General features: G+C 70.2%; 15 protein-coding genes. 2 read left to right on the forward strand and 13 right to left on the reverse strand.

Translation table 11 applies throughout. The features are described from left to right. Positions 1–81: 81 nt before the first annotated feature. From ABZX79_RS03675 to ABZX79_RS03715, 9 genes are all read right to left on the reverse strand, one after another. Positions 82–1,365, reverse strand: coding sequence for a pseudouridine synthase (locus ABZX79_RS03675; RefSeq protein WP_355250943.1), 1,284 nt, complete (start codon positions 1,363–1,365; stop codon positions 82–84). Further along, positions 1,365–2,000 (reverse strand): SMC-Scp complex subunit ScpB, encoded by a 636-nt coding sequence (scpB, locus tag ABZX79_RS03680; protein ID WP_355250946.1) that lies wholly within the window; start codon positions 1,998–2,000, stop codon positions 1,365–1,367. Before scpB ends, ABZX79_RS03675 begins: the two co-directional genes overlap by 1 nt. Next, positions 1,997–3,229: a segregation/condensation protein A gene (locus ABZX79_RS03685; RefSeq protein ID WP_355250949.1), complete on the reverse strand. Its 1,233-nt coding sequence runs from the start codon at positions 3,227–3,229 to the stop codon at positions 1,997–1,999. Before ABZX79_RS03685 ends, scpB begins: the two co-directional genes overlap by 4 nt. Positions 3,230–3,287: 58 nt before the next feature. Then, complete coding sequence (locus ABZX79_RS03690; protein WP_355251072.1) at positions 3,288–3,932, reverse strand: hypothetical protein; 645 nt, start codon at positions 3,930–3,932, stop codon at positions 3,288–3,290. Next, positions 3,929–5,092, reverse strand: coding sequence for a ParA family protein (locus ABZX79_RS03695; protein ID WP_355250952.1), 1,164 nt, complete (start codon positions 5,090–5,092; stop codon positions 3,929–3,931). Before ABZX79_RS03695 ends, ABZX79_RS03690 begins: the two co-directional genes overlap by 4 nt. 339 nt (positions 5,093–5,431) lie before the next feature. Continuing rightward, on the reverse strand, positions 5,432–6,547 hold the full coding sequence (ald, locus tag ABZX79_RS03700; protein WP_215132675.1) for an alanine dehydrogenase: 1,116 nt from the start codon (positions 6,545–6,547) through the stop codon (positions 5,432–5,434). Positions 6,548–6,693: 146 nt separating this feature from the next. After that, complete coding sequence (locus ABZX79_RS03705) at positions 6,694–8,733, reverse strand: tetratricopeptide repeat protein (protein WP_355250955.1); 2,040 nt, start codon at positions 8,731–8,733, stop codon at positions 6,694–6,696. A 507-nt stretch (positions 8,734–9,240) separates the two neighbouring features. Then, positions 9,241–9,867, reverse strand: coding sequence for an NUDIX hydrolase (locus ABZX79_RS03710; protein ID WP_355250958.1), 627 nt, complete (start codon positions 9,865–9,867; stop codon positions 9,241–9,243). Between the two features lie 92 nt (positions 9,868–9,959). Continuing rightward, positions 9,960–11,609, reverse strand: a complete 1,650-nt coding sequence (locus ABZX79_RS03715) for a CTP synthase (RefSeq protein WP_355250961.1) — start codon at positions 11,607–11,609, stop codon at positions 9,960–9,962. A gap of 457 nt (positions 11,610–12,066) precedes the next feature. On the opposite strand from ABZX79_RS03715, the gene ABZX79_RS03720 reads away from it, so the two are divergent. Beyond that, the gene (locus tag ABZX79_RS03720; protein WP_355250964.1) at positions 12,067–13,869 is read left to right on the forward strand and encodes a glycoside hydrolase family 15 protein; all 1,803 of its coding nucleotides are present in this window, start codon (positions 12,067–12,069) and stop codon (positions 13,867–13,869) included. A gap of 18 nt (positions 13,870–13,887) precedes the next feature. On the opposite strand, the gene ABZX79_RS03725 is transcribed toward ABZX79_RS03720, so the two are convergent. Together ABZX79_RS03725 and ABZX79_RS03730 are read right to left on the reverse strand one after the other, a co-directional pair. Then, positions 13,888–15,519, reverse strand: coding sequence for an NAD(P)/FAD-dependent oxidoreductase (locus ABZX79_RS03725; protein ID WP_355250967.1), 1,632 nt, complete (start codon positions 15,517–15,519; stop codon positions 13,888–13,890). A gap of 11 nt (positions 15,520–15,530) precedes the next feature. Then, positions 15,531–17,042: an APC family permease gene (locus ABZX79_RS03730; protein WP_355250970.1), complete on the reverse strand. Its 1,512-nt coding sequence runs from the start codon at positions 17,040–17,042 to the stop codon at positions 15,531–15,533. Positions 17,043–17,277: 235 nt separating this feature from the next. On the opposite strand from ABZX79_RS03730, the gene ABZX79_RS03735 reads away from it, so the two are divergent. Then, positions 17,278–18,906, forward strand: a complete 1,629-nt coding sequence (locus tag ABZX79_RS03735; RefSeq protein WP_355250973.1) for a PucR family transcriptional regulator — start codon at positions 17,278–17,280, stop codon at positions 18,904–18,906. Here the strand turns inward: ABZX79_RS03735 and ABZX79_RS03740 are convergent. After that, entirely contained in the window at positions 18,903–20,009 is a 1,107-nt protein-coding gene (locus ABZX79_RS03740) for a glycosyltransferase family 4 protein (protein ID WP_355250976.1), read from the reverse strand. The genes ABZX79_RS03735 and ABZX79_RS03740 overlap by 4 nt on opposite strands. A 397-nt stretch (positions 20,010–20,406) precedes the next feature. Next, the gene (gene recN, locus ABZX79_RS03745) at positions 20,407–22,125 is read right to left on the reverse strand and encodes a DNA repair protein RecN (RefSeq protein WP_355251076.1); all 1,719 of its coding nucleotides are present in this window, start codon (positions 22,123–22,125) and stop codon (positions 20,407–20,409) included. Positions 22,126–22,170 lie beyond the last annotated feature (45 nt).

A 22,170-nucleotide genomic window follows, 5' to 3' on the forward strand; every position in this document is an offset into this window, starting at 1 on the left:
CTCCACAAGCGGCAAAAAGCCCCGGGCGGTTCCTGTACGTACAGGAACCGCCCGGGGCTTCGGGCGAAAGAGGGGCGTCGGTTACAGGCCGACTTCCTTCATCAGCATGCCGACCTCGGTGTTGGTGAGGCGGCGCAGCCAGCCGGACTTCTGGTCGCCCAGCGGGATGGGCCCGAAGGACGTCCGCACGAGCCGCTCGACCGGGAAGCCGGCCTCGGCCAGCATGCGGCGCACGATGTGCTTGCGGCCCTCGTGGAGGGTGACCTCGACCAGGTAGTTCTTCCCGGTGTTCTCGACGACGCGGAAGTGGTCGGCGCGGGCGTACCCGTCCTCCAGCGCGATGCCGTCCTTGAGCCGCTTGCCGAGGTCGCGCGGGAGCGGTCCCTGGATCGCGGCGAGGTAGGTCTTCTTCACGCCGTACTTGGGGTGGGTCAGACGGTGGGCCAGCTCGCCGTGGTTGGTGAGCAGGATGATGCCCTCGGTCTCGGTGTCCAGCCGGCCCACGTGGAAGAGACGCGTCTCACGGTTGTTCACGTAGTCGTTGAGGTTCTGGCGGCCGTCAGGGTCGCCCATGGTGGCGACCACACCGGCCGGCTTGTTGAGCGCGAAGAAGAGGTGCGACTGGGTGGCGACCGTCAGGCCGTCGACCTTGACCTCGTCCTTGTGCACGTCGACCCGGCGGCCCTGCTCGGTCACGATCTCGCCGTTGACCTCGACGCGGGCCTGCTCGATCAGCTCCTCGCAGGCACGCCGCGAACCCATGCCGGCGCGGGCGAGGACCTTCTGCAGGCGCTCACCCTCCTGCTCGGCTCCGGGGAACGTCTTGGGCGTCGTCACCTGGGGCTTGCTGTGCCGCTCGCGTACGCGCTCCTCAAGCTTGGCGTCGAGCTCGCGCGGCCGCGAAGGGGCGCTCTGCGGGCCACGGCGCAGACCGGGGGTCCTGAAGCCGCCCTGCGGGGCCTTGGGGCCGCCCTTGGCGCCACCGCGCGCGGACGCGCCCCGGCTGCCGGTGCTCGAGGGGCCTCCGGCGCTGCTGCCGCCACGCCCGGCGCCCGCGCCACCGCGACCGCCGCCCGCGCTCGCGCCACCGCGCCCCGCGCCACTGCCACCGCGACCGGTGCCGGCGCCGCTGCCGCCACGACCCGCGCCACTGCCGCCACGACCGCCGCCACCGCTCGCGCCACTGCCACCACTGCCGTCGCGGGCGCCAGGGGCGTCACGGCCGACGTCGTAGCGGCGCTCTTCCGGACGCGGACGGTCGGGACGCTCGGTGCGCTTCTTGTCGTCGCGCTCGCGCCCCTTGCCCGCGCCCCGCTGATTCCGGTCGTTACCGCTTCCGCTGTTCCTGCCGCTGCTGCTTCGCATCAAAATTCCGTCTTGTCGTCTGCGTGTGTGTCCGAGGCGTACGGGGCGTCCGCATCGAACGACGGCACACCCTCTAGCGTCTCAGCCTCGATCGCGTCCGCCTCCGGGAGGAATGGCGCGAGCTCCGGGAGCTCGTCCAGGCCACGCAGGCCCATCCGCTCCAGAAAGTAGTTCGTCGTCCTGTACAGGATCGCACCTGTTTCGGGTTCCGTGCCCGCCTCCCCGACCAGACCGCGCTGGAGGAGGGTCCGCATCACGCCGTCGCAGTTCACGCCACGTACGGCCGAGACGCGTGAGCGGCTCACCGGCTGGCGGTACGCGACGACCGCCAGGGTCTCCAGGGCGGCCTGGGTGAGACGGGCCTGCTGTCCGTCCAGTACGAAGCTCTCGACCGCCGCCGCGTACTCGGGCCGCGTGTAGAAGCGCCATCCCCCGGCGACCAGCCTGAGCTCGAATCCGCGCCCCTGTGCGGCGTACTCGTCGGAGAGCTCCCGCAGCGCGTCCGCGACGGCTCTGCGGGGCCGCTCCAGCACCTTCGCGAGGTGTTCCTCGGTGGCGGGCTCGTCGACGACCATGAGGACCGCCTCCAGGGCGGGCTTGAGCCCGAGGTCCGCGACCGCAGGGGACTCACTCACTCCGTCTCCTTTTCCACCACTTGATCGAACTCGTCCGTGACGACGGGCTGCGCCGCTTCCCCGCCGGTCCACCGCACCAGGAGTTCCCCCAGGGCCTCCTCCTGGTCCAGCACGACGACCTTCTCCCGATAGAGCTCCAGCAGCGCGAGGAACCGTGCGACAACGGTGAGCGTGTCCGAGACGTCCTCGGTCAGCACACGAAAAGTCGCTTCCCCCGCCTCCCGCAGCCGCGCGACGACCACCTCAGCCTGTTCCCGTACGGACACGAGGGGCGCATGGATGTGATCGACGTACACCTGCGGCTCGGCCTTGGGCTGCATGGCCTTCACGGCGAGCTTGGCGAAGCCGTCGGGGCCGATGCTGATGACGACCTCGGGCAGCAGCGCTGCGTGCTGCGGCTCAAGACCGACCGTACGCGGGTAGCGACGGGCCTCCGCGTCCAGCCGCTCGCTGAAGATGTCGGCGATCCGCTTGTACGCGCGGTACTGCAGCAGCCGCGCGAACAGCAGGTCCCGCGCCTCCAGCAGCGCGAGGTCCCCCTCGTCCTCCACCTCGGCGGCAGGCAGCAGCCGCGCGGCCTTGAGGTCGAGGAGCGTGGCGGCGACAACAAGGAACTCGGTGGTCTGATCAAGATCCCAGTCGGCCCCCATGGCGCGGATGTGCGCCATGAACTCGTCGGTGACCTTCGAGAGGGCGACCTCGGTGACGTCGAGCTTGTGCTTGGAGATGAGCTGAAGCAGCAGGTCGAAGGGCCCCTCGAAATTAACGAGCCGAACGGTGAACCGCCCGTCCCCCGCCATTTCGCCGGCCCCGCCCGACCGACGCCCCGCCGTGTCCGCCCCGGCCGGCAGTCCGCCGCCCCGGCCCCCCACCTCCGCCGCCCAGAAGGAGCACGCATCGGTCATGGGCGCCGCTCCGCAGGAGTCGGCGTCCCCGGGAGCCCGGACCGTCACAGGCGCTGCCCCGCAGGGGCCTGCGGCCTGGGGGGCCGGGGACTTGCCCCCGGTTTCGGGAAGGGGCGGGGTGGGGGAAGAACCGCCCTCCCGAGCCCCCGGCGCACCGTCCGGCGCCGATGCGGGAACAGCCGTCTCCGCGGCCGGCGACGGCCCACCGGACAGCCGCGACGGTCGCGGCTCGGCCGCGCGGGACGCCCCCGGCCCGCGCCCCAAGCGACGGCGTGGGGCACTGGCGGGCTGGGCGGGGTCGGCCGGGTCGTCGGTCGGGTGCATCGCGGGTCCAGGTACGGAAAGACGAACAGGGGGCAGCGCAGGCTACCGTCCGGTCCGGTCAGCGCCCGCGCAGGCGCCGCACGAGAATGCTCGCGTCGCCGCGCGACTCCAGGTCCGCGAGTACGACCGCGACGGCTTCCCGCACGATCCGGCCCCGGTCGACAGCGAGCCCGTGCTCACCGCGCAGCACCAGCCGCGCGTGCTCGAGGTCCATCAGTTCCTCGGCCGAGACGTAGACCGTGATCTTCTCGTCGTGCCGTTCGCGGCCGCTGGGACGACGGTTCGCCCCGCGCCCGCCCCGGCGCCGCGGCTGGGCGCCCGTCGCCGGGGCCGCAGGACGCTGCTGGGCGGCCGGCTGGGAGGGCGGCTGGCTCTCCGGCGCACGGCGCGCCCTGGCGGCCGCAGCGGCCGCCTGGTCGCCTTCCACGGCCCGGCTGCGATGCCCGCCGGCCTCCGCGTCGGCGGCGGCCGAATGCTCCGACCCCGCACCGGCAGAGGACGAGGGCGAGGACGCCGCGCCCTCGGACTGCTGCTCGCTCGCCGCCGCCCCGGAATCGCTCTCCCCCGCCGGCCCCGGCACCCGCGCCTCGCCGTTGGCGGGACTGGCGGGATTCGCCGGCGACGGCGGGCGTCGCGGGGACGACGACTGCAGCGCCATTCCCCCGGTCGTGCGGAACAGTTCGTCGGCCCCCGGCAGACTCACTCGGCGTGACACCGGGCGAGCACCTCCCTGGCGAGCTGGCGATAAGCGGCCGCACCGACCGAGTTGGAGGCGTACGTCGTGATCGGCTCACCGGCGACCGTGGTCTCCGGGAAGCGCACGGTCCGTCCGATCACCGTGTGGTAGACGTGCTCGTCGAAGGCCTCGACGACCCTCGCCAGCACCTCACGGCTGTGCACCGTACGGGAGTCGTACATCGTGGCGAGGATGCCGTCGAGCTCCAGGTCGGGGTTGAGCCGCTCCTGGACCTTCTCGATCGTCTCGGTCAGCAGCGCCACACCGCGCAGCGCGAAGAACTCGCATTCGAGCGGCACGATCACCTTGTGAGCCGCCGTCAGGGCGTTCACCGTGAGAAGCCCCAGCGAAGGCTGACAGTCGATCACGATGTAGTCGTAGTCGGCCAGCAGCGGCTTGAGCGCCCGCTGAAGTGTCGACTCGCGCGCGACCTCGCTGACCAACTGCACTTCCGCCGCCGACAAGTCGATATTGCTCGGCAGCAGGTCCATGTTGGGGACCGCGGTCTTCAGCAGGACCTCGTCGGCCGACATGCCCCGCTCCATGAGCAGGTTGTAGACCGTCAGGTCGAGTTCCATCGGGTTCACGCCGAGACCGACCGACAGGGCTCCCTGCGGGTCGAAGTCGACGAGCAGGACCCGCCGTCCGTACTCCGCGAGAGCCGCACCCAGATTGATGGTCGACGTCGTCTTGCCGACGCCGCCCTTCTGGTTGCACATGGCGATGATCTTCGCGGGGCCGTGATCGGTCAGCGGGCCCGGGATCGGGAAGTACGGCAGCGGCCGTCCGGTCGGGCCGATCCGCTCGCGGCGCTGGCGGGCAGCGTCGGGGGCGAGGGTGGCCGCGTACTCGGGGTCGGGCTCGTACTCGGCATCGGGATCGTAGAAGTGCCCCTCGGGCACCTCGTCGAAGTCGGCGAAGCGGGTGGTGGACTTGTCCCCACTCTGGTCGCCGGCCATGGCGTTCACGTGTAGGCCGTCCATGCTCTGGTGGGCTGTCGTCATGTGCTGATGAGTGGCGAAGGTGCGGACAGCGACGGAGCCGACAGCCTGGAGCCCCGATGGGCCCTGGCCCCGTGCAGGCGTACCTGGTTGACCACCCCCGGGAGTAAATGTCGACTCATTCACAAGTCGTCTTACCTCCTTGGACGTGACCAGGAAACTTATCGATAGGTCAGCGTGGCACCATGCCGACGGTTGGCGACTCTATGGCGTGTCACCGGTCCGCAGCAACACAATCCGCCGGACCCGGCCCGATGTGTCGGCAATGGAACACCCCTGTGTCAAGGGTGCGCGGGCGGCAAACCGGGGCACGGACCGCGCGTTTCGCAGGGTCGCGAAACGGTTAAAGGGTTACGTTCGCGGCGAGTTGAACGAGTCCGCGCAAGTGGTCGGATACGCGTCCGGCCGGACCTTGTTCGACAAGGTCCGGCCGGATGCGTGAGGTTGACGACTTTCGTTGACGCGTCAGCCGAGAAGGGTGCCCAGCTCGACGTGCGGAAGCTCGTGAGCCTCGGCCACCTCGCGGTAAACGACCTGGCCGTCATGGGTGTTGAGGCCCTTGGCGAGGGCGGCGTCGCGGCGCAGCGCCTCGACCCAGCCACGGTTCGCGAGCTCCACGATGTACGGCAGCGTGGCGTTCGTCAGCGCGTACGTCGAGGTGTTCGGAACGGCGCCCGGCATGTTGGCGACGCAGTAGAAGACCGAGTTGTGGACGTTGAACGTCGGCTCGGCGTGCGTCGTCGCGTGCGAGTCCTCGAAGCAGCCGCCCTGGTCGATCGCAATGTCGACAAGTACACTTCCGGGCTTCATCTTGGCGACGAGCTCGTTGGTGACGAGCTTCGGGGCCTTGGCGCCGGGGATCAGAACCGCGCCGATGACGAGGTCGGCCTCGACGACGGCCTTCTCCAGCTCGAAGGCGTTGGAGACGATCGTCTTGACCTTGGTGCCGAAGACCTTGTCGGCCTCGCGCAGCTTGTTGATGTCGCGGTCGAGCAAGGTCACGTGGAAGCCCATGCCGACGGCGATCTGCGTGGCGTTCCAGCCGGAGACGCCGCCACCGATGACGACAGCCTCGCCGGCCGCCGTACCCGGGACGCCGCCCGGCAGCACGCCGCGGCCGCCGACCGAGCGCATCAGGTGGTACGCGCCGACCTGCGGGGCCAGCCGGCCCGCGACCTCGGACATGGGGGCGAGCAGCGGCAGGGCGCGGTTCGCGGTCTCCACCGTCTCGTACGCGATCGCCGTGGTGCCGGACTCCAGCAGGGCGTCCGTGCACTCGCGGGAAGCGGCCAGGTGCAGGTAGGTGAAGAGCGTCTGGTCCTTGCGGAGGCGGTGGTACTCCTCGGCAATGGGCTCCTTGACCTTCAGCAGCAGGTCAGCGGTGGCCCAGACCTCATCGGCGGTGGCCAGGATCTGAGCACCGGCGGCGACGTACTCACCGTCCGTGATCGAAGATCCGACGCCGGCGTTCTGCTCGACGAATACCTGGTGGCCGTGGCGCACCAGCTCGTGCACTCCGGCGGGGGTGATGGCCACCCGGAACTCGTTGTTCTTGACCTCGCGGGGGATGCCGACCTTCACGTCGATCACGGTCCTTGGCTCTGGGGGAATAAATGGGTCAATGCCATACATACCCAGGTATGTGAGGCACACCCGGGGAACACCGCAGCATGACGCGGCAGAGCCAGTCTAATGAAGGATTTCCCGCTGTCTAGCCTTACAAAGCATCAATCTCTCGGCGAACTACTACGGATTTCGTAGGCAGAACCCTCATCTCCCAGCAGTCTTTCCGCAGCGCTCCTGTGCAGACGGGCAGCCGCCGGGTCCCCCAGCCGGTCGAGCGTGTCCGCGAGCCGCAACTCCAGCGCCGCGTGCAGCCGTACGTCCTCGGCCTGCCGTGCCCGTTCCACGGCTTCCTGACAGGTGCGCAGCGATTCCTCGGGCCGGCCCGCGTACTCCTGCACCCTCGCCACTTCGCTCAACGCCCGTGCGTGGCCCGGCAGATCACCGACCCGGCGGTAGCCCGCCGCCGAAGCCCGCCAGTTGCGCAGCGCCTCGCCGTAGCGCCCGGCATAGGTGTGTACGGCCCCGAGCCGCCCGTACAGCCGCGCCGCGTCCGCCCGTTCACCTCGGGTAAGCCGCTGTTCCAGCGCCCGTCCGTACCAGTCGGAGGCGCGCTGCCAGTCACCCAGTTCCTGATATGTGCCGCCTACGGATTCCATCGCGCGGCCTGTCGCGTACGGGTCACCAGCCGCCCGGCCGGCGTCCAGGGCGGCCCGGTAGCGCGTCAGCGCCTCGTCCGTACGCCCGGTCCGCGCGTCCAGGTCGGCGAGATTCAGCAGGGCGGCGGCCTTCTCGCGGTGCAGAGCGCACCGCTCGGCCACGTCGAGTACGAGCCGGTGCAGCCCGTACAGCTCGGGAGCCGCCGCTTCGGTGCCCCGGTGCGCCGCCAGCGCCCGGACCAGCGCGGCCACCAGCCGCCTCGCCAGGGTGTCGAGCTCACCGTCCTCGACCGCGATGCGGGCCGAGGCGAGCAGCGCGGGCTGCCGGATCCGCAGCCACTCGCCGGCGGCCGGGATGTTCGGGAAGCGCAGCGCGCGCGGCAGCCCCGCCAGCTTTTTGCGCGCCGGGGAGCCGTCGGGCTCGGTGATCGCCCGGCAGGACTGGAGCTGCCGTACGGTCCGCTCCAGCATCCTGGCCCGGGCCAGCTGCACCTCTGCGGGCCGGTCCCGCTCCTCCAGCTGCGCCTTCATCATCGGCGCGAGGCAGCCGGGCACCTCGTACTGCCGGCCGTCGGCCCTTCGCAGCAGACCCAGCGCGGCAAAGTCGTCCAGTGCGGTCTGGGCCCCGGAGACCGAGCAGCCGGCCAGGGCGGAGGCGGTGTGCGCGTCCACGACACCGGCGGGCGCGAGGACGAGCAGCCGCAGCATCCGCGCCGTGGGCTGCGGCAGCGCCTCGTACACGAAACGGAAGGTACGGGCGAGCGGCCTGCCGCCCGTGGGCTGCTTGGGGTCGACGGGCATGTCGTGCAGCCGTTTCGCCACATCGGCGACCGAAGCCTTGGGGCTGGCGGCGAGCCATCCGCCGATCAGGGTCAGCGCGGCGGGCTGGCCCCCGCACTCCTCGGCGAGTGACTCGGCCGCCGTGGGGTCGACCGTGATCCTGACCGCACCCGTGGAGCGGGCGAGCAGTTCGACGGCGGATCCGGTGTCCAGGCCGCCGATGGTGCACGGCCGGACGCCGGGGATGCCGGTGAGCGGGCCGCGGGCGGTGGCCACGACGAGGCAGTCCGAGTTGTCGGGGAGCAGCGGGTCGACCTGCTCGGCGTCGGCGGCGTCATCGAGGACCAGCAGCATGCGGCGTACGGCGAGTGCCTCGCGGACCAGCTGAGACAGTTCGTCGTCGCCGGCTCCCGGCGGGACCGGGACCCCGAGGTCGTCGAGCAGGCCTCGGGCGGTGCGCTCGGTGGGTACGCGTTCGCCGCCCGGGTCGGTGAGCCGGGCACGGAGCATGCCGTCGGGGTAGTCGTCGGCCAGGCTCGCGGCGAGCTCCGCGGCGAGGGCGGTGCGGCCGGAACCTGGGCGTCCGGCGATCAGGAGCACGCGGGCCCCGGGTGCCTTGCGGCCGGCCAGGGTGTCGAGTCCGGCCCGCTCGATGTCGGCCCGCAACTCCTTCAACTCGCGCGCTCTGCCGAAGAACTCGCCCGCTGTCCGCCCTGCCGCGGAACCCGCCGCCGTGCCGCTGGTGTCCACCGCCTGATCCGTCACGGGCCACGCTCCCGTCCGCCTGCGCACAAGCCCGCCCGCGACTGCGGTCGGGAACTTCGAGCGTAGTTCACGCTCTGCTACGAACTGTGCGGAGCGCGGCGGGGCCGTCCCCCGATCGGATCAGCAGTTTTTCATTCCCCTACGCCTTACGGGCGTGTCCTCAAACGCCGGACGGGCTGGATTCGCCGGCGTGGGCTGCTGGGGCTCCGCCCCAGACCCCGCTCCTCAAACGCCGGAGGGGCTGGACTTGCCCAGGGCCCTCACCCGAGCCGAGGGCTCAGCCCGTGCTCAGGTTGCCGCACTCCGCGGATCCAGCGCAGCAAAAACCAGCCCACCCGGCGTTTGAGGACACGCCCGCAGGGACGTGCGAGGCCTGGGTCTGGGGCCTGCCCGAGTTCGAGGTAGCCGCACTCTGCGGATCCAGCGCAGCAAAAACCAGCCCACCCGGCGTTTGAGGACACGCCCGCAGGGCGTCCGGGGTAGGGGAAAGCTCCGCAGGAGACAGGCCTAGGCCTCGAAGGGGCGGGCCGGCCACGGCGCGTCAGCCGGGCGCAGAGCGTCGATTCCGTCGCCCGCCAGCGCGGCCGTCAGCGCGAGGACGCCCACCGCCAGGCATGTGTTGTGCAGCTCCCCGGCGAGCACGCCCCGCACGAGCTCCGGAAGAGGAACCCGCGCGTGCTCCATATCGGCCTCCTCCTCCTCGACCTCGAAGCGCTCACCCTCGACCGCCGACAAGTCCCGCGCGAAGAAGATCCGCACGGCCTCGTCACAGCCCCCCGGCGTCGGGTAGACATCGGCCAGTACGTGCCACTCCTCCGCCTTGACGTGCGCCTCTTCGTACAGCTCCCGCTGAGCCGCGCTCAGCGGATTCTCACCGGGTACGTCGAGCAGGCCGGCCGGGATCTCCCACAGCTTCTGGCGCACGGGGTGCCGGTACTGGCGGATGACCAGGACACGGTCGTTCTCGTCGAGGGCCAGGACCGCCACCGAACCAGGGTGCACCTGGTAGTCCCGACGCACCACGCTGCCATTGGGCATGACCACGTCGTCCGTACGGACACTCGTCTTGTTACCCGTGAAGGGAACCGCGGTCGCGGTGACCTGCCATTCCTCGGGCGCGTCCTTGATGGTCATGAAAGCCGTCCTCCCTCGTACAAAGAAAAACCGGGGCACGTGCCCTGATCAGGCCCGTACCCCGGTCAACCGTATCGCGTACCGCTAGCGCGTCACTTGCCCGTCTTGCGCTGCACAGCCGCCTTCACCAGGCCGGCGAAGAGCGGGTGCGGCCGGGTCGGACGCGACCTCAGCTCCGGGTGCGCCTGGGTGGCGACCAGGTAGGGGTGCACCTCGCGCGGGTACTCGACGTACTCGACGAGCTTGTTGTCCGGGGACGTGCCGGAGAAGACCAGACCGGCCTTCTTCTCCAGCTCCGCGCGGTAGGCGTTGTTCACCTCGTAGCGGTGGCGGTGGCGCTCGTCGACGTACGGCTGGTCGTCGTAGACCTCACGGACGATCGAGCCCTCGGCGAGCTTCGCCGGGTACAGGCCCAGGCGCATGGTGCCGCCCAGGTCGCCCGCTCCTTCGACGTACGCCAGCTGCTCCTCCATCGTGGAGATCACCGGGTGGGCGGTCGCCGCGTCGAACTCGGTGGAGTTGGCGTCCTCGATGCCGGCGAGGTTGCGCGCGGCCTCGACGACGATGCACTGCAGGCCGAGGCACAGGCCCAGCAGCGGGATCTTGTTCTCGCGGGCGTACTGGATGGCGCCGACCTTGCCGTTGACGCCGCGCTCGCCGAAGCCGCCCGGGATGACGATCGCGTCGACGTCACCGAGCTGCTTCTGGGCGCCCGCCTGCGTCTTGCAGTCGTCGGAGGTGACCCACTTGACCTTCACGCGGGCCTTGTTGGCAAAGCCGCCGGCGCGCATCGCCTCGGTCACCGAGAGGTACGCGTCGGGCAGGTCGATGTACTTGCCGACGAGCGCGACCGTGACCTCGTGGTCGGGGTTGTGGACCCGGTCCAGCAGGTCCTCCCACTGGGTCCAGTTCACATCGCGGAACGGCAGGTCCAGCTTGCGGACGACGTACGCGTCCAGACCCTCGGTGTGCAGCACCTTCGGGATGTCGTAGATCGACTTGGCGTCGATCGCGGCGACCACCGCGCCCTCGTCGACGTCGCACATCAGCGAGATCTTGCGCTTGATGGACAGCGGCACCTCACGGTCGGCGCGCAGCACGATGGCGTCCGGCTGGATACCGATGCTGCGCAGCGCCGAGACCGAGTGCTGGGTCGGCTTGGTCTTCAGCTCACCGGACGGGCCGATGTAGGGCAGCAGCGAGATGTGCACGACGAAGACGTTGTCGCGGCCGACCTCGTGGCGGACCTGGCGGACGGTCTCGAGGAACGGCAGCGACTCGATGTCGCCGACCGTGCCACCGACCTCCGTGATCACCACGTCCACGTCGTCCGTCGCCATGCGCCGGATGCGGTGCTTGATCTCGTTGGTGATGTGGGGGATGACCTGCACGGTGTCGCCGAGGTACTCGCCACGCCGCTCCTTGGCGATGACCGTGGAGTAGACCTGACCAGTGGTGACGTTGGCCGAGCCGTCGAGGTCGACGTCGAGGAAGCGCTCGTAGTGGCCGATGTCCAGGTCGGTCTCGGCGCCGTCGTTGGTGACGAAGACCTCGCCGTGCTGGAAGGGGTTCATCGTGCCGGGGTCGACGTTCAGGTACGGGTCGAGCTTCTGCATCGTGACCCGCAGGCCCCGCGCCTTGAGCAGCGCACCCAGACTGGAGGCCGTCAGGCCCTTACCGAGGGAGGAGGCGACACCCCCGGTGACGAAGATGTGCTTGGTCGTCATGGATTTGGGCGGCATCGCCAAGAGGGGGCTCCCGTGGTCGCGTAGTGAGGTGCGTACCGGCTGCCGGCCCGGAATCCGGGTCGTGCCGTCGCTGCGGTTTCGGGGCGCCTGATCGTCACAGACTGGCCACCGGTCCACGGGGTACCAGGGTATCAGCGACGGGGCGGGGCTGCTTCCGGCCGCGCGCCGCGTCTCGTGCTCGCGAGCAGCATCGTCTGCCACGTGCGCCACCTGCGGCTCACACAAAGCTCACCCACAACTCACCCCTGGCTCACCCGTTCGGCACACTCGTGTTGCCGGTACCGTCGCGCAGAGCACTTGGCTGCGACGTATCCTGCTCGGATACATCGCTGCGAGCCGGCCGGCGAAGGCACCATCACCGCCCGCTCCCGGGACCAAGAGCTCGTCGAAAATCCCCTGACCGCAAGTGCCCCATTGGGGCGGACGTGGCCGTTCGACTGGAGATTGCAACGTGGCCGGGCGCATCGAGGACTACGCACTTATCGGAGACATGCAGACCGCGGCACTGGTCTGCAGGGACGGCACGGTCGACTGGCTGTGCCTTCCCCGCTTCGACTCTCACGCCGTTTTTGCCGGACTGCTCGGCACCGAGGAACACGGGTTCTGGCGGATCGGCCCCGCGCACGCGGCCGACGCCGGACCACCGGCGGCTGCCCGCCGCCGTTACCGCGGGGACTCTCTGATCCTCGAATCGGAGTGGGACACCCCGCGCGGCACTGTCAGGGTGACCGATTTCATGCCGCCGCGCGACGGGGCGCCTCAGCTGATCCGGATCGTCGAAGGGGTCAGCGGCCGCGTGCGCATGCGCTCCGCGCTGCGCATGCGTTTCAGTTACGGGCGTGTGGTGCCCTGGGTCCACAAGGTCGACACGCGCACGGTCGCGGTCGCCGGGCCCGACTCGGTCTGGCTCGACACCGAGGTCGAGACGCACGGCAAGGACCTCACGACGTACTCCGACTTCACCGTCGCGCCCGGGGAGCGGATCGCCTTCACCATCAGCTGGCAGCCCTCGCACAAGGCGGCGCCGCCGCTGCCGGAGCCCGAGGCCGCGCTGGAGGCGACCGCCGAGTTCTGGAGCGACTGGGTCGAGCAGTGCACGTACCACGGGCCCTACCGCGAGGCCGTGATCCGCTCGCTGATCACCCTCAAGGCGCTGACGTACGCCCCGACCGGCGGCATCGTCGCCGCGCCGACGACGTCACTGCCGGAGGAGATCGGCGGCGTACGCAACTGGGACTACCGCTACACCTGGCTGCGCGACGCGGCGATCACGCTGTCGTCGCTGCTGCGCACCGGCTACCGCGAAGAGGCACGTGCGTGGCGCGAGTGGCTGCTGCGCGCGGTCGCGGGCGACCCGGAGAACCTGCAGATCATGTACGGGATCGCGGGCGAGCGTGAGCTGGGCGAGGCGGAGCTGGACTGGCTGCCCGGCTACGAGAATTCGACTCCGGTACGGGTCGGCAACGGCGCGGCGCACCAGCTGCAGCTGGACGTCTACGGCGAGGTCACCGAGGCACTGCACCTGGCCCACATGACAGGTCTGACGCGCAACGACTACGCCTCGCTCCTCCAGCTGAAGCTGATCCGCTACCTGGAAGACCACTGGAACGAGAAGGACGAGGGCATCTGGGAGGTGCGCGGCCCGCGCCGCCACTTCGTGCACTCGAAGGTGATGGCCTGGGTCGCCGTCGACCGGACCATCAAGCTGATCGAGATGGGAGACGCGGACGGCCCGGTCGAGAAGTGGCGCGAGCTGCGCGACGAGATCCACCGCGATGTGTGCGAGAAGGGTTACGACCCGGAGCGCAACACCTTCACGCAGTCGTACGGCTCGCAAGAACTGGACGCCTCCCTGCTGCTCATTCCGCAGATGGGTTTCCTGCCGCCCGACGACAAGCGGGTCATCGGCACGATCGAGGCGATCCAGCGCGAGCTGTCCACGGAGGACGGTTTCGTACTGCGCTACCCGACCGCTGGTGACGACGAGGGCCTGGACGGCCTGGCGGGCGACGAGGGCGCGTTCCTGGCGTGCTCGTTCTGGCTGGCCGACGACCTGGCGATGATTGGGCGGGTCGACGAGGCGCGAAAGCTCTTCGAGAAGCTGCTGGGACTGCGGAACGACCTGGGGCTGCTCGCCGAGGAGTGGGACTCCAGGCTGCAGCGCCAGGTCGGCAACTTCCCGCAGGCCTTCAGCCACGTGCCGCTGATCGACACGGCACTGCGGCTGACGGCGAGTGGTGCGTACGGCGGCTGACTCGGCCGGCTCGCCCTTCTAGGCCAGCTTGCCGATCACCTGACGGGCGGCGCGTTCCCCTTCGGTCGCGCCGCCCTCCATGAAGCCCTGGAAGTCGTAACTGCAGTGCTCGCCGCCGATGTGAACGTTCCCCTGTGCGGTGCCTTCGTAGCCGGCGTACCGGTGCAGATAGCCGATGGGCCAGTAGGAGTACGCACCCAGGGCGTACGGATTGCGGTGCCAGGCTGACAGCTGGGCCTTCCCGGTCCACGTTTTCGACGTTCCCGGGAAGAACGCGTCCACTTCACGGGAACGGCGCGCCGCGAGGTCCCGTACGTACGGATCCGATTCGGTGGCGAAGGGCGTGCCCGGGGTGAGCGCCTTGGCGAGTCGCCCGCTGCCGTACTGGATGAGGATGCCGCCGGTCCCGGGCTGGAGCTTGGTGGTGTCCCAGGTCTGCTGTACGTCGATGTCGGTGAAGCAGTCGCCCGCCGACACCCCGGGCCAGGCGCCTTCGCCGCGCCACGGACGCGACGAGAACTGCATGTTGAGCTTGGTGCAGTTGCCCATGCGGGCATCGCGCACCAGGTTCGTCATGAGCGGGTCGAAGCCGGCGCCCGACAGATCGAGGCGCTGGAGGACGGGCAGCGGTACGCACAGGACGGTGTGGTCCGCGGTGACGGTGGTGGTCGTTCCCGCGTCGGTGAAGGTAAGGGTCTGGGTGCCATTGGCGTTGGCCCTTACCGCCGTGAGCTGTTTGCCCATCTGGATCGTGCCCGCCGGCAGCGATTGCGCGATGGCGCGCGGGAGCTGATCGTTGCCGCCGGTGATGTGGTAGCGCTCGTTGGACAGGCCCCAGACGTTGAAGTGTCCCGGGTTCGGCTGGTAGCCCATCAGCAGGACAAGGGCGAGGGCCGACTGCTCGCTCGTCTCGACGCCGTACTCGACGTTGTAAGCGACGTCGATGAAGCGTCCGAGCTGCGAGGAGTGCCCGCCCGGCACGCGTGAGTCGATCCACTCATGGATCGACATGTTGTCGAGAGCCGTGCCGGCCGGGGTGGTCTGGTTCCACTTCACCTCGCCCGCTTCCTGGAGGTCGCGGTGGAGAGCCTGGAAGACGTCCTTGAAGTCGTCGTCGGCGTGCTCGCGCGGGTAGTACACCCCGTTGAACCAGAGCACCTCCTCGGCGCCGATCGGCCCCCCGCCCAGAAAGTCCTCCGTCGGCAGGTTGAAACGGCGGCACAGTTCGAGGATCTTCTTGTGGCTGGTGTCGATCAGCTCCCCGCCGATCTCGGAGGTCTGCCCGTACGCCCAGTGGCCCCGCTGGGTCCACATGCGGCCGCCGACCCGGTCAGGGTTGGCCTCGTACAGCGTGCAGCCGAGGCCCGCGTCCTTGAGGGTCAGGGCCGCGGTGAGGCCGGCTATGCCCGCGCCGACCACGGCGATTCTGGGCGCCCCGGCGCCCCCTGCGGCTACCGGGGCCGGCGCGGCCTGGGCGGCGGTCACTGCCGGCCCGGCCAGGACCGTACCGAGCCCCAGGGCGGCGGCGCGGCCGAGCAGTTCACGGCGGCTGGAGCCGCGGACCTCGGCGGCGGGCATGCGAAGCCTGCGGGCGGCGGCGTGCTCAGCGGCGAGTTGGCGAAGTGCGTGCATGACGTGCGTACGGGACATGGGAGAGCTCCTCAGACGGTCGCGGCTGGCTGACTGGTTTCGCTGTCGTCGGTGCGCTCGGCCGCGTCCTCGAGGACGATCCGGCCGATGATCGCGTAGCGGTCGGGCTGCTTGGCCTTGAGATAGAGACCGAGTCCGAGGCCGCCGAAGAAGACCAGGCCGACGATCCACGGGATCAGCTTGAAGAAGAGGGAGTCGGCGGCGAGTCCGGCCGCGGTCTCCATGTTGATCACGAGCAGTACGACGACGGCGATCATGCCGATGCCGCCGAGCAGCGGGGCGGTGAAGGTCTTGAACCAGTGCCGGTCCTCCGGGTGGTTCTTGCGGAAGTAGCCGATCACCGCGAACGAACAGAGCGTCTGGACGATGAGGATCGCCATCGTGCCGAGGATCGCCAGCAGCGTGTACAGGTGGATGTACGGGTCCTCACCGGCGAGCCAGAAGGCGGCGACCAGCAGGGTGGCTATGCCGGACTGGACGTACGACGCGATGTAGGGCGACCCGTGCGAACGGTGCGTACGCCCAAGAGCCGGGTGCAGGAAGCCTTCGCGGCCGATCGCGTACAGGTAACGCGACGCGCACTGGTGGAACGCCATGCCGCAGGCGAACGAACCCGTGAGCAGCAGCCACTGGAAGGCGTCGACGGCCCACGCCCCGATGAAGGCCTCCGTCGGGTCGAAGAAGAGATCGAGCGGGGAGGCGGAGGACGAGACCTTGACCGAGCCGTCGAGCCCGTTGCCGGCGATCGTCATCCAGGAGACGTAGATGTAGAAGAGCCCCACGCCGACCACCGAGATCAGGGTCGCGCGAGGGATGACCCGCTTCGGGTCGCGGGACTCCTCGCCGTACATCGCCGTCGATTCGAAGCCGACCCACGACCAGAAGGCGAAGAAGAGACCGAGCCCGGCCGACGTGCCGGTGAAGGCGTTCACGGGATTGATGGGTTCCACGGGAATGCCGTCCGGACCGCCGCCGGCAAGCAGAACAGCCGTAGCAACGGCGAAAAGCACAGCGATCTCGGCGACGAGCATGATGCCGAGGGCCTTGGCGGTGATGTTGATGTCGAAGTACGCGAGAACGCCGGTCACGGCGAGCATCCCGGCGGCGTACACGATCCACGGAATGTCGACACCGAGCTGGTCGGCGACGGTCGTCTGGCCGAAGTAGGCGAAGATGCCGACGATCGAGGCCTCGAAGACGATGTACGCGAGAACGGCGAGCATCCCGGACGCCATGCCCGCGATGCGGCCCAGGCCGTGCGAGATGTAGCCGTAGAAGGCTCCGGCGGCGGTGATGCGCTTCGCCATGGCGACGTATCCGACCGAGAAGACGGTCAGGACGATCGTGGCGAAGAGATAACCGGCGGGAGCCCCCGTCCCATTGCCGAAGCCCACGGCGATAGGGAGATTTCCGGTCATCGCGGTGATCGGCGCCGCGGTGGCGACCGCCATGAAGACCACACCGACCAGTCCGACGGAATTCGCCTTGAGCCGCTGGACTTCACGTGCGGGTTTGTCAGACATGCCGCGCCCTCTCTCTATGTACGGGGGCGACAGTCTTGGCGCGAGTGACGCACACCACAATCGACACGGGGTCACTCAAAAGCTGCGCAGGGGCGACGACTTGTCGGCCCACGGGACCACGCGATGTGTCTCGTAACCGCAGGGTGATGTTCCTGGAACAGCCACGCGGGTAGCGTCCACCGAATGCGGTGCCTTCCTGGGGCACGGCAGGAACAACGTCACGAGGTACATCGCAGTGGAAACGCAAGGCGGCATCACCGTGCGGCGGGCGCTGGAGCTGCCGGGGCTCCGCAGCGGACTTCCCGAGGTCGTCGCCTGCGCCGACCGGCTGAACCGTACGGTGCGCTGGGTGCACGCGGGCGAGGTGCCGAACATCGCCTCGCTGCTCAAGGGCGGCGAACTGCTCCTGACGACGGGCCTCGGCCTCGGTACGCGCCCCGCCGAACAGCGCGCTTTCGTACGCCGCCTCGCGGACCGGGGGATCGCCGCCCTGGTCGTCGAACTCGGCCCGCGCTTCAGCCGCCTCCCTTCGACGATCGTGGAGACCGCGCGGGCCGCCGGGCTCCCGCTCGTACAGCTGCACCGCGAGGTGCCGTTCGTATCGGTGACCGAAGAGGTCCACACCGAGATCGTCAACGGCCACTACACACTCCTGCGGCGCGCCGAGGAGGTCCACCGGCGCTGCACGGAGGCGCTGCTCGGCGGCGGCGGGATTCCCCAGGTACTCGGCATCCTCGCGGACTTCACCTCCAACCCGGTCTTCCTGGAGACGGCGGACGGACAGCTCCTTTACGCGGCCGCACCCGAGTCGGGTGAAGCCTGCGCCGACCCCCTCCAGGTGTGGGAGGGCCTGCGCGGACAGCGCGAGGCGCGCGAGGAGGGCCCGCCCGCGAACGGCGTGATCGTGGACGTACCGGGCGGCGGCCACGGCACAGGCGCCGTACGGGCCAGAATCGCGCTCCTCGCGGTCTCCTCCCCCCTCCTCCCCGTCCACCGGATCGCGGCCGAGCGGGCGGCCGGAATCCTCGCGGTGGTCCTGATGCAGGCCCGCCAAGAGGAAGAACTGGCCGCGCGCGGCCGTGGCGACTTCCTCACCGACCTCGCGGAGGGCCGCATCGCGGCCGAGGACGCCCCCGCGCAGGCCAGAGTCCTCGGCTTCAAGCCGGGCGAGGGCCCGCTGCTCCCCGTCGTGATGCGGCTGGCGGCCGAGCTGGCCCCGGCGGGCAACTGGGCCGTCCTGGCGCGAGCCGTCCTGGAGGAGCTCTCCGCAGTCGGCGTACCGGTCCTCCTGGGCGTACGCCCGGTAGAAGGCCGCGTACCTCTTCTCCTCGGCCTGCGCTCCGAATCAGAACGTACGGCGGTCGCCGACCGCGTGGCAGCGGCCCTGCGCGCCGGGGTGGAACGAGCCGGCCTGGAACGCGCGGGCGCGCATCCTCCCGTGGTGGTCGTAGGCGTAGCCGGCAGCTGGACAGCGGCATCGGCGGGCCTGCGCCACGCGGCGGAGACAGCCACAGCGGCTCAGGGACTCTCCGACCGCCCCTGGTACGACGCCAGGCGCCTCGACATCGACCTGCTCCTGTGGCGCCTGCGCGAGCACCCGGACCTGGCGGCCTTCGTCGACCGGGCGATCGGCCCCCTCCGCGACCACGACCGCACGTCCCGCCCGCCCCTCCTCCCGACCCTCCAGACCTACCTCGCCCACGCGGGCCGCAAGGCGGAAACGGCTCGCGAGCTGCACCTGAACCGCCAGACCCTCTACAACCGCCTGGCGCGCATCTCCGAACTGCTCGGCACGGACCTCGACGACCCCCAGACGGTCCTGGCCCTGAGCCTCGCCCTGCGAGCCCGCCGCCACACCACCTAAGAGGCGGTCAACTCGTCGTACACGCTGAGCACCTGCGCCACCGTCTCGTCCTCGGTGGGCCAGGTAGCGGCCTGCGCCTTGCCCGCCTCGGCCAGCCACAGCCTCCGCGCCGGGTCCCCCAGCAACCGGACGACGGCACCCGCGAGCGCCTCACTGTCCCCGTACGGAACAAGCTCAGCCGCATCCCCCACCAGCTCCGGCACCCCGCCGACCGCCGTGGCCACCAGCGGAATCCCACCCCGCAGCGCCTCCTGCGCCAGCACGGACCGCCCCTCCCACCGACTGGCCAGCACCGCGACATCGGCGGCACCAAGCAGCTCCCCAACATCCTCACGCCGGCCAATAAGCCTGACAGGCAGCGACTCGGCCTCGATACGCCGCTGAAGGGCGCCCCGCTCACGCCCTTCGCCGGCGACCACCAGCAGCGGCGTGGGAACCAGCTCGCGCCAGGTCCGGGCCGCGTCCAGGAGGGCCCCGTATCCCCGGCTCCGTACAAGACTCCCGACCGCCATGATCAACGGCCGGTCCACCGCACCGAGATCGGCACGCGCCTTGCTCTCGGGAAAGTTCACCGGCGGACGCGGCGCGGGAACGGTCACCGGCGCGAGCCGCGCGTCACGCGCACCCCTGGTACGCGCCCGGTCGACCAGATCGGACGACGTCCCCAGCACCACGGCGGCCGCCCTGGCCGCCCTGCGCTCCAGCAGCCGCACGAGATGCCCTCGCGGGCCCTCGGTGTCCGCCCGGGTGTGCCAGGTGACCACAAGCGGAATCCGCCGCCCCCTGAGCGCCAGCGCGCTCCGCACGGCGGCGTGCAGCCCATGGGCGTGCACGAGATCCGCGTCCGCACAAGCCGCCCGCAACGCCGCCACGGCCGCAGGATCACTGCGCCGGGGTACGGAAAAGAACCGTGCCCCGGAACCACCGAAGTCGTACGCCGCCTCAAGCCCCGCAGGGGCACAGACGCTGACCCGAAGCCCCCGCGCGACAAGCCCCGCGGCCAGCGACCTGACGTGCGCGCTGCTGCCCGCGCTCCCGCCGCCGAGGACTTGGACGACACTCAGCGGCGGCTGGCCGTACGGCGGGACCGGGGTGCTGCTCACGTGGGTCGGAGCTCCTGAGTCGGCGTCGAACGGCGGACGTGGTGCGTCGCCCAGAATGCCAGCCCGCACGCGCGTTCCGGCACCACGAAAGGGTCGACCCCCTGGTCGTACCTCACAGCCATCACCCACAAGGGTGATCAGCGGCCCCGTACACGGCAACCGCACCGAAACCAATAAGCCTCACCCTACGAACAGCGGCGGAAGCGACCACTCGCGGGAGGGTGCGGGACGCGCAGGGGGTGGTGTTCGGAACGTAAAGCGTGATTTGTGGGCAGGACGCCGGTCACTTCAACAGACCCCGCAGCGCGCCTAAATCATGCAGTTCCGAACGCCGCCCCCGGAGCGGCACGCACCCGCACGAGCCCGCCAACCGCAACCACGCGAACACGCACACGCCCTACGCATCGCTCCGCGCCGCAGCCAACAACTCCTCCGCATGCGCCCGAGCAGTCTCCGAGTCCTCCTGCCCCGCCAGCATCCGCGAAAGCTCCCGCACCCGGTCCTCGCCCTCCAGCACCGTGACCCCGCTCCTGGTCACCGCACCGTCCACCGTCTTCTCCACCAGCAACTGCCGATCGGCGAACGCCGCGACCTGCGGCAAGTGCGTCACCACGACAACCTGTGCCGACTTCGCCAGCTTCGCAAGCCGCCGCCCGACCTCGACCGCAGCCTTGCCGCCCACACCCGCGTCGACCTCGTCGAACAAATACGTCGGTACGGGATCGGACCCGGCGAAGACGACCTCCACCGCCAGCATCACCCGCGAGAGCTCACCCCCCGAAGCACTCTTGGCGATCGGCCGCGCCTGAGCACCAGGATGCGGCGCGAGCAGCAGCTCGACCTCATCAACCCCGGACGCCCCATAGGCCACCAGCCGCCCACCGACCTCAACCCCATCAGGGTCCTCGGTCTGCCGCACATCAATCGTGACCCGAGCATGCGGCATGGCCAGCGACGCCAGTTCACCAGTAACGGCGTCGGCGAACCTTTCCGCCGCCTCCGTACGCGCATCGGTCAACGCCTGCGCCAGCCCCGCCAGTTCGTCCCGCAACGCGTCCCGCTCAGCGGTCAGCTCACCGATCCGGTCGTCGTCACCCTCCAGCTCGGTCAGCCGCGCAACCCCCTCCTCGGCCCACGCGAGCACAGCCCCGACATCCTCGCCGTACTTGCGTGTGAGCTGGGTGAGCGCCGCCCGCCGCTCCTCCACCGCGGCCAGCCGCAGCGGATCCGCGTCAAGATTGTCGGCGTACCCCGCCAGCTCGCCCGCCACATCTCCCAGCAGGATCCCGATCTCACCGATCCGCTCAGCAAGCACAGCAAGCGCCGGATCATGAGCCCGCACCGCGTCCAGCGCCCGATGAGCCCCGGCCACCAAGGTGCTCGCATCGAGAGACTCCGGATCCTCCGGATTCCCCGCAAGGGCCGCATGCGCGACAGACGCGGCCGACGCCAGCGCCTCCGCATGCCCCAGCCGCTCCGCCTCCGCCGCAAGCTCGACGTCCTCACCGGCCCGCGGTTCGACCGCCGCGATCTCGTCGAGCCCGAAGCGCAGCAGATCCGCCTCCTGCGCACGCTCACGTGCCCGCGTGGTCAGCTCGTCCAGCTCCACCGCCACCTTCCGCAGCCGCCGGTACGCGGCCGCGTACTTCGCATGGGGTACGGCGACGGCGTCTCCGGCGTACCGGTCGAGCGCCTGCCGCTGCCGGGCCGGCCGCAGCAGGCCCTGCTGATCGGTCTGCCCGTGTACGGCGACGAGGTCGTCGGCCAGCTCCGCGAGGAGCCCCACGGGTACCGAGCGCCCGCCCACATGGGCTCGCGAACGCCCCTCGGCCGAGATGGTCCTGCTGACCAGCAGCGCTCCGTCGTCGAGTTCCGCCCCCGCCTCCTGGGCCCGTACGGCGGCCGGCGCGTCGGCGGGCATGGTGATCCGCCCCTCGACGACCGCGGCCTTGGCCCCGATCCGCACGAGGGCAGGGTCGGCGCGCCCGCCGAGCAACAGCCCGAGGCTGGTGACGACCATGGTCTTGCCCGCGCCGGTCTCACCCGTCACCGCGGTGAACCCGGGTGACAGCTCGACGACGGCGTCATCAATGACGCCCAGCGACCGTATCCGCATCTCCTCCAACACGGACACGACCTTACGAGGTTCCGGCCCCCCATT

It is taken from the genome of Streptomyces sp. NPDC002994, from assembly GCF_040611155.1.
Taxonomy (GTDB): Bacteria; Actinomycetota; Actinomycetes; order Streptomycetales; family Streptomycetaceae; genus Streptomyces.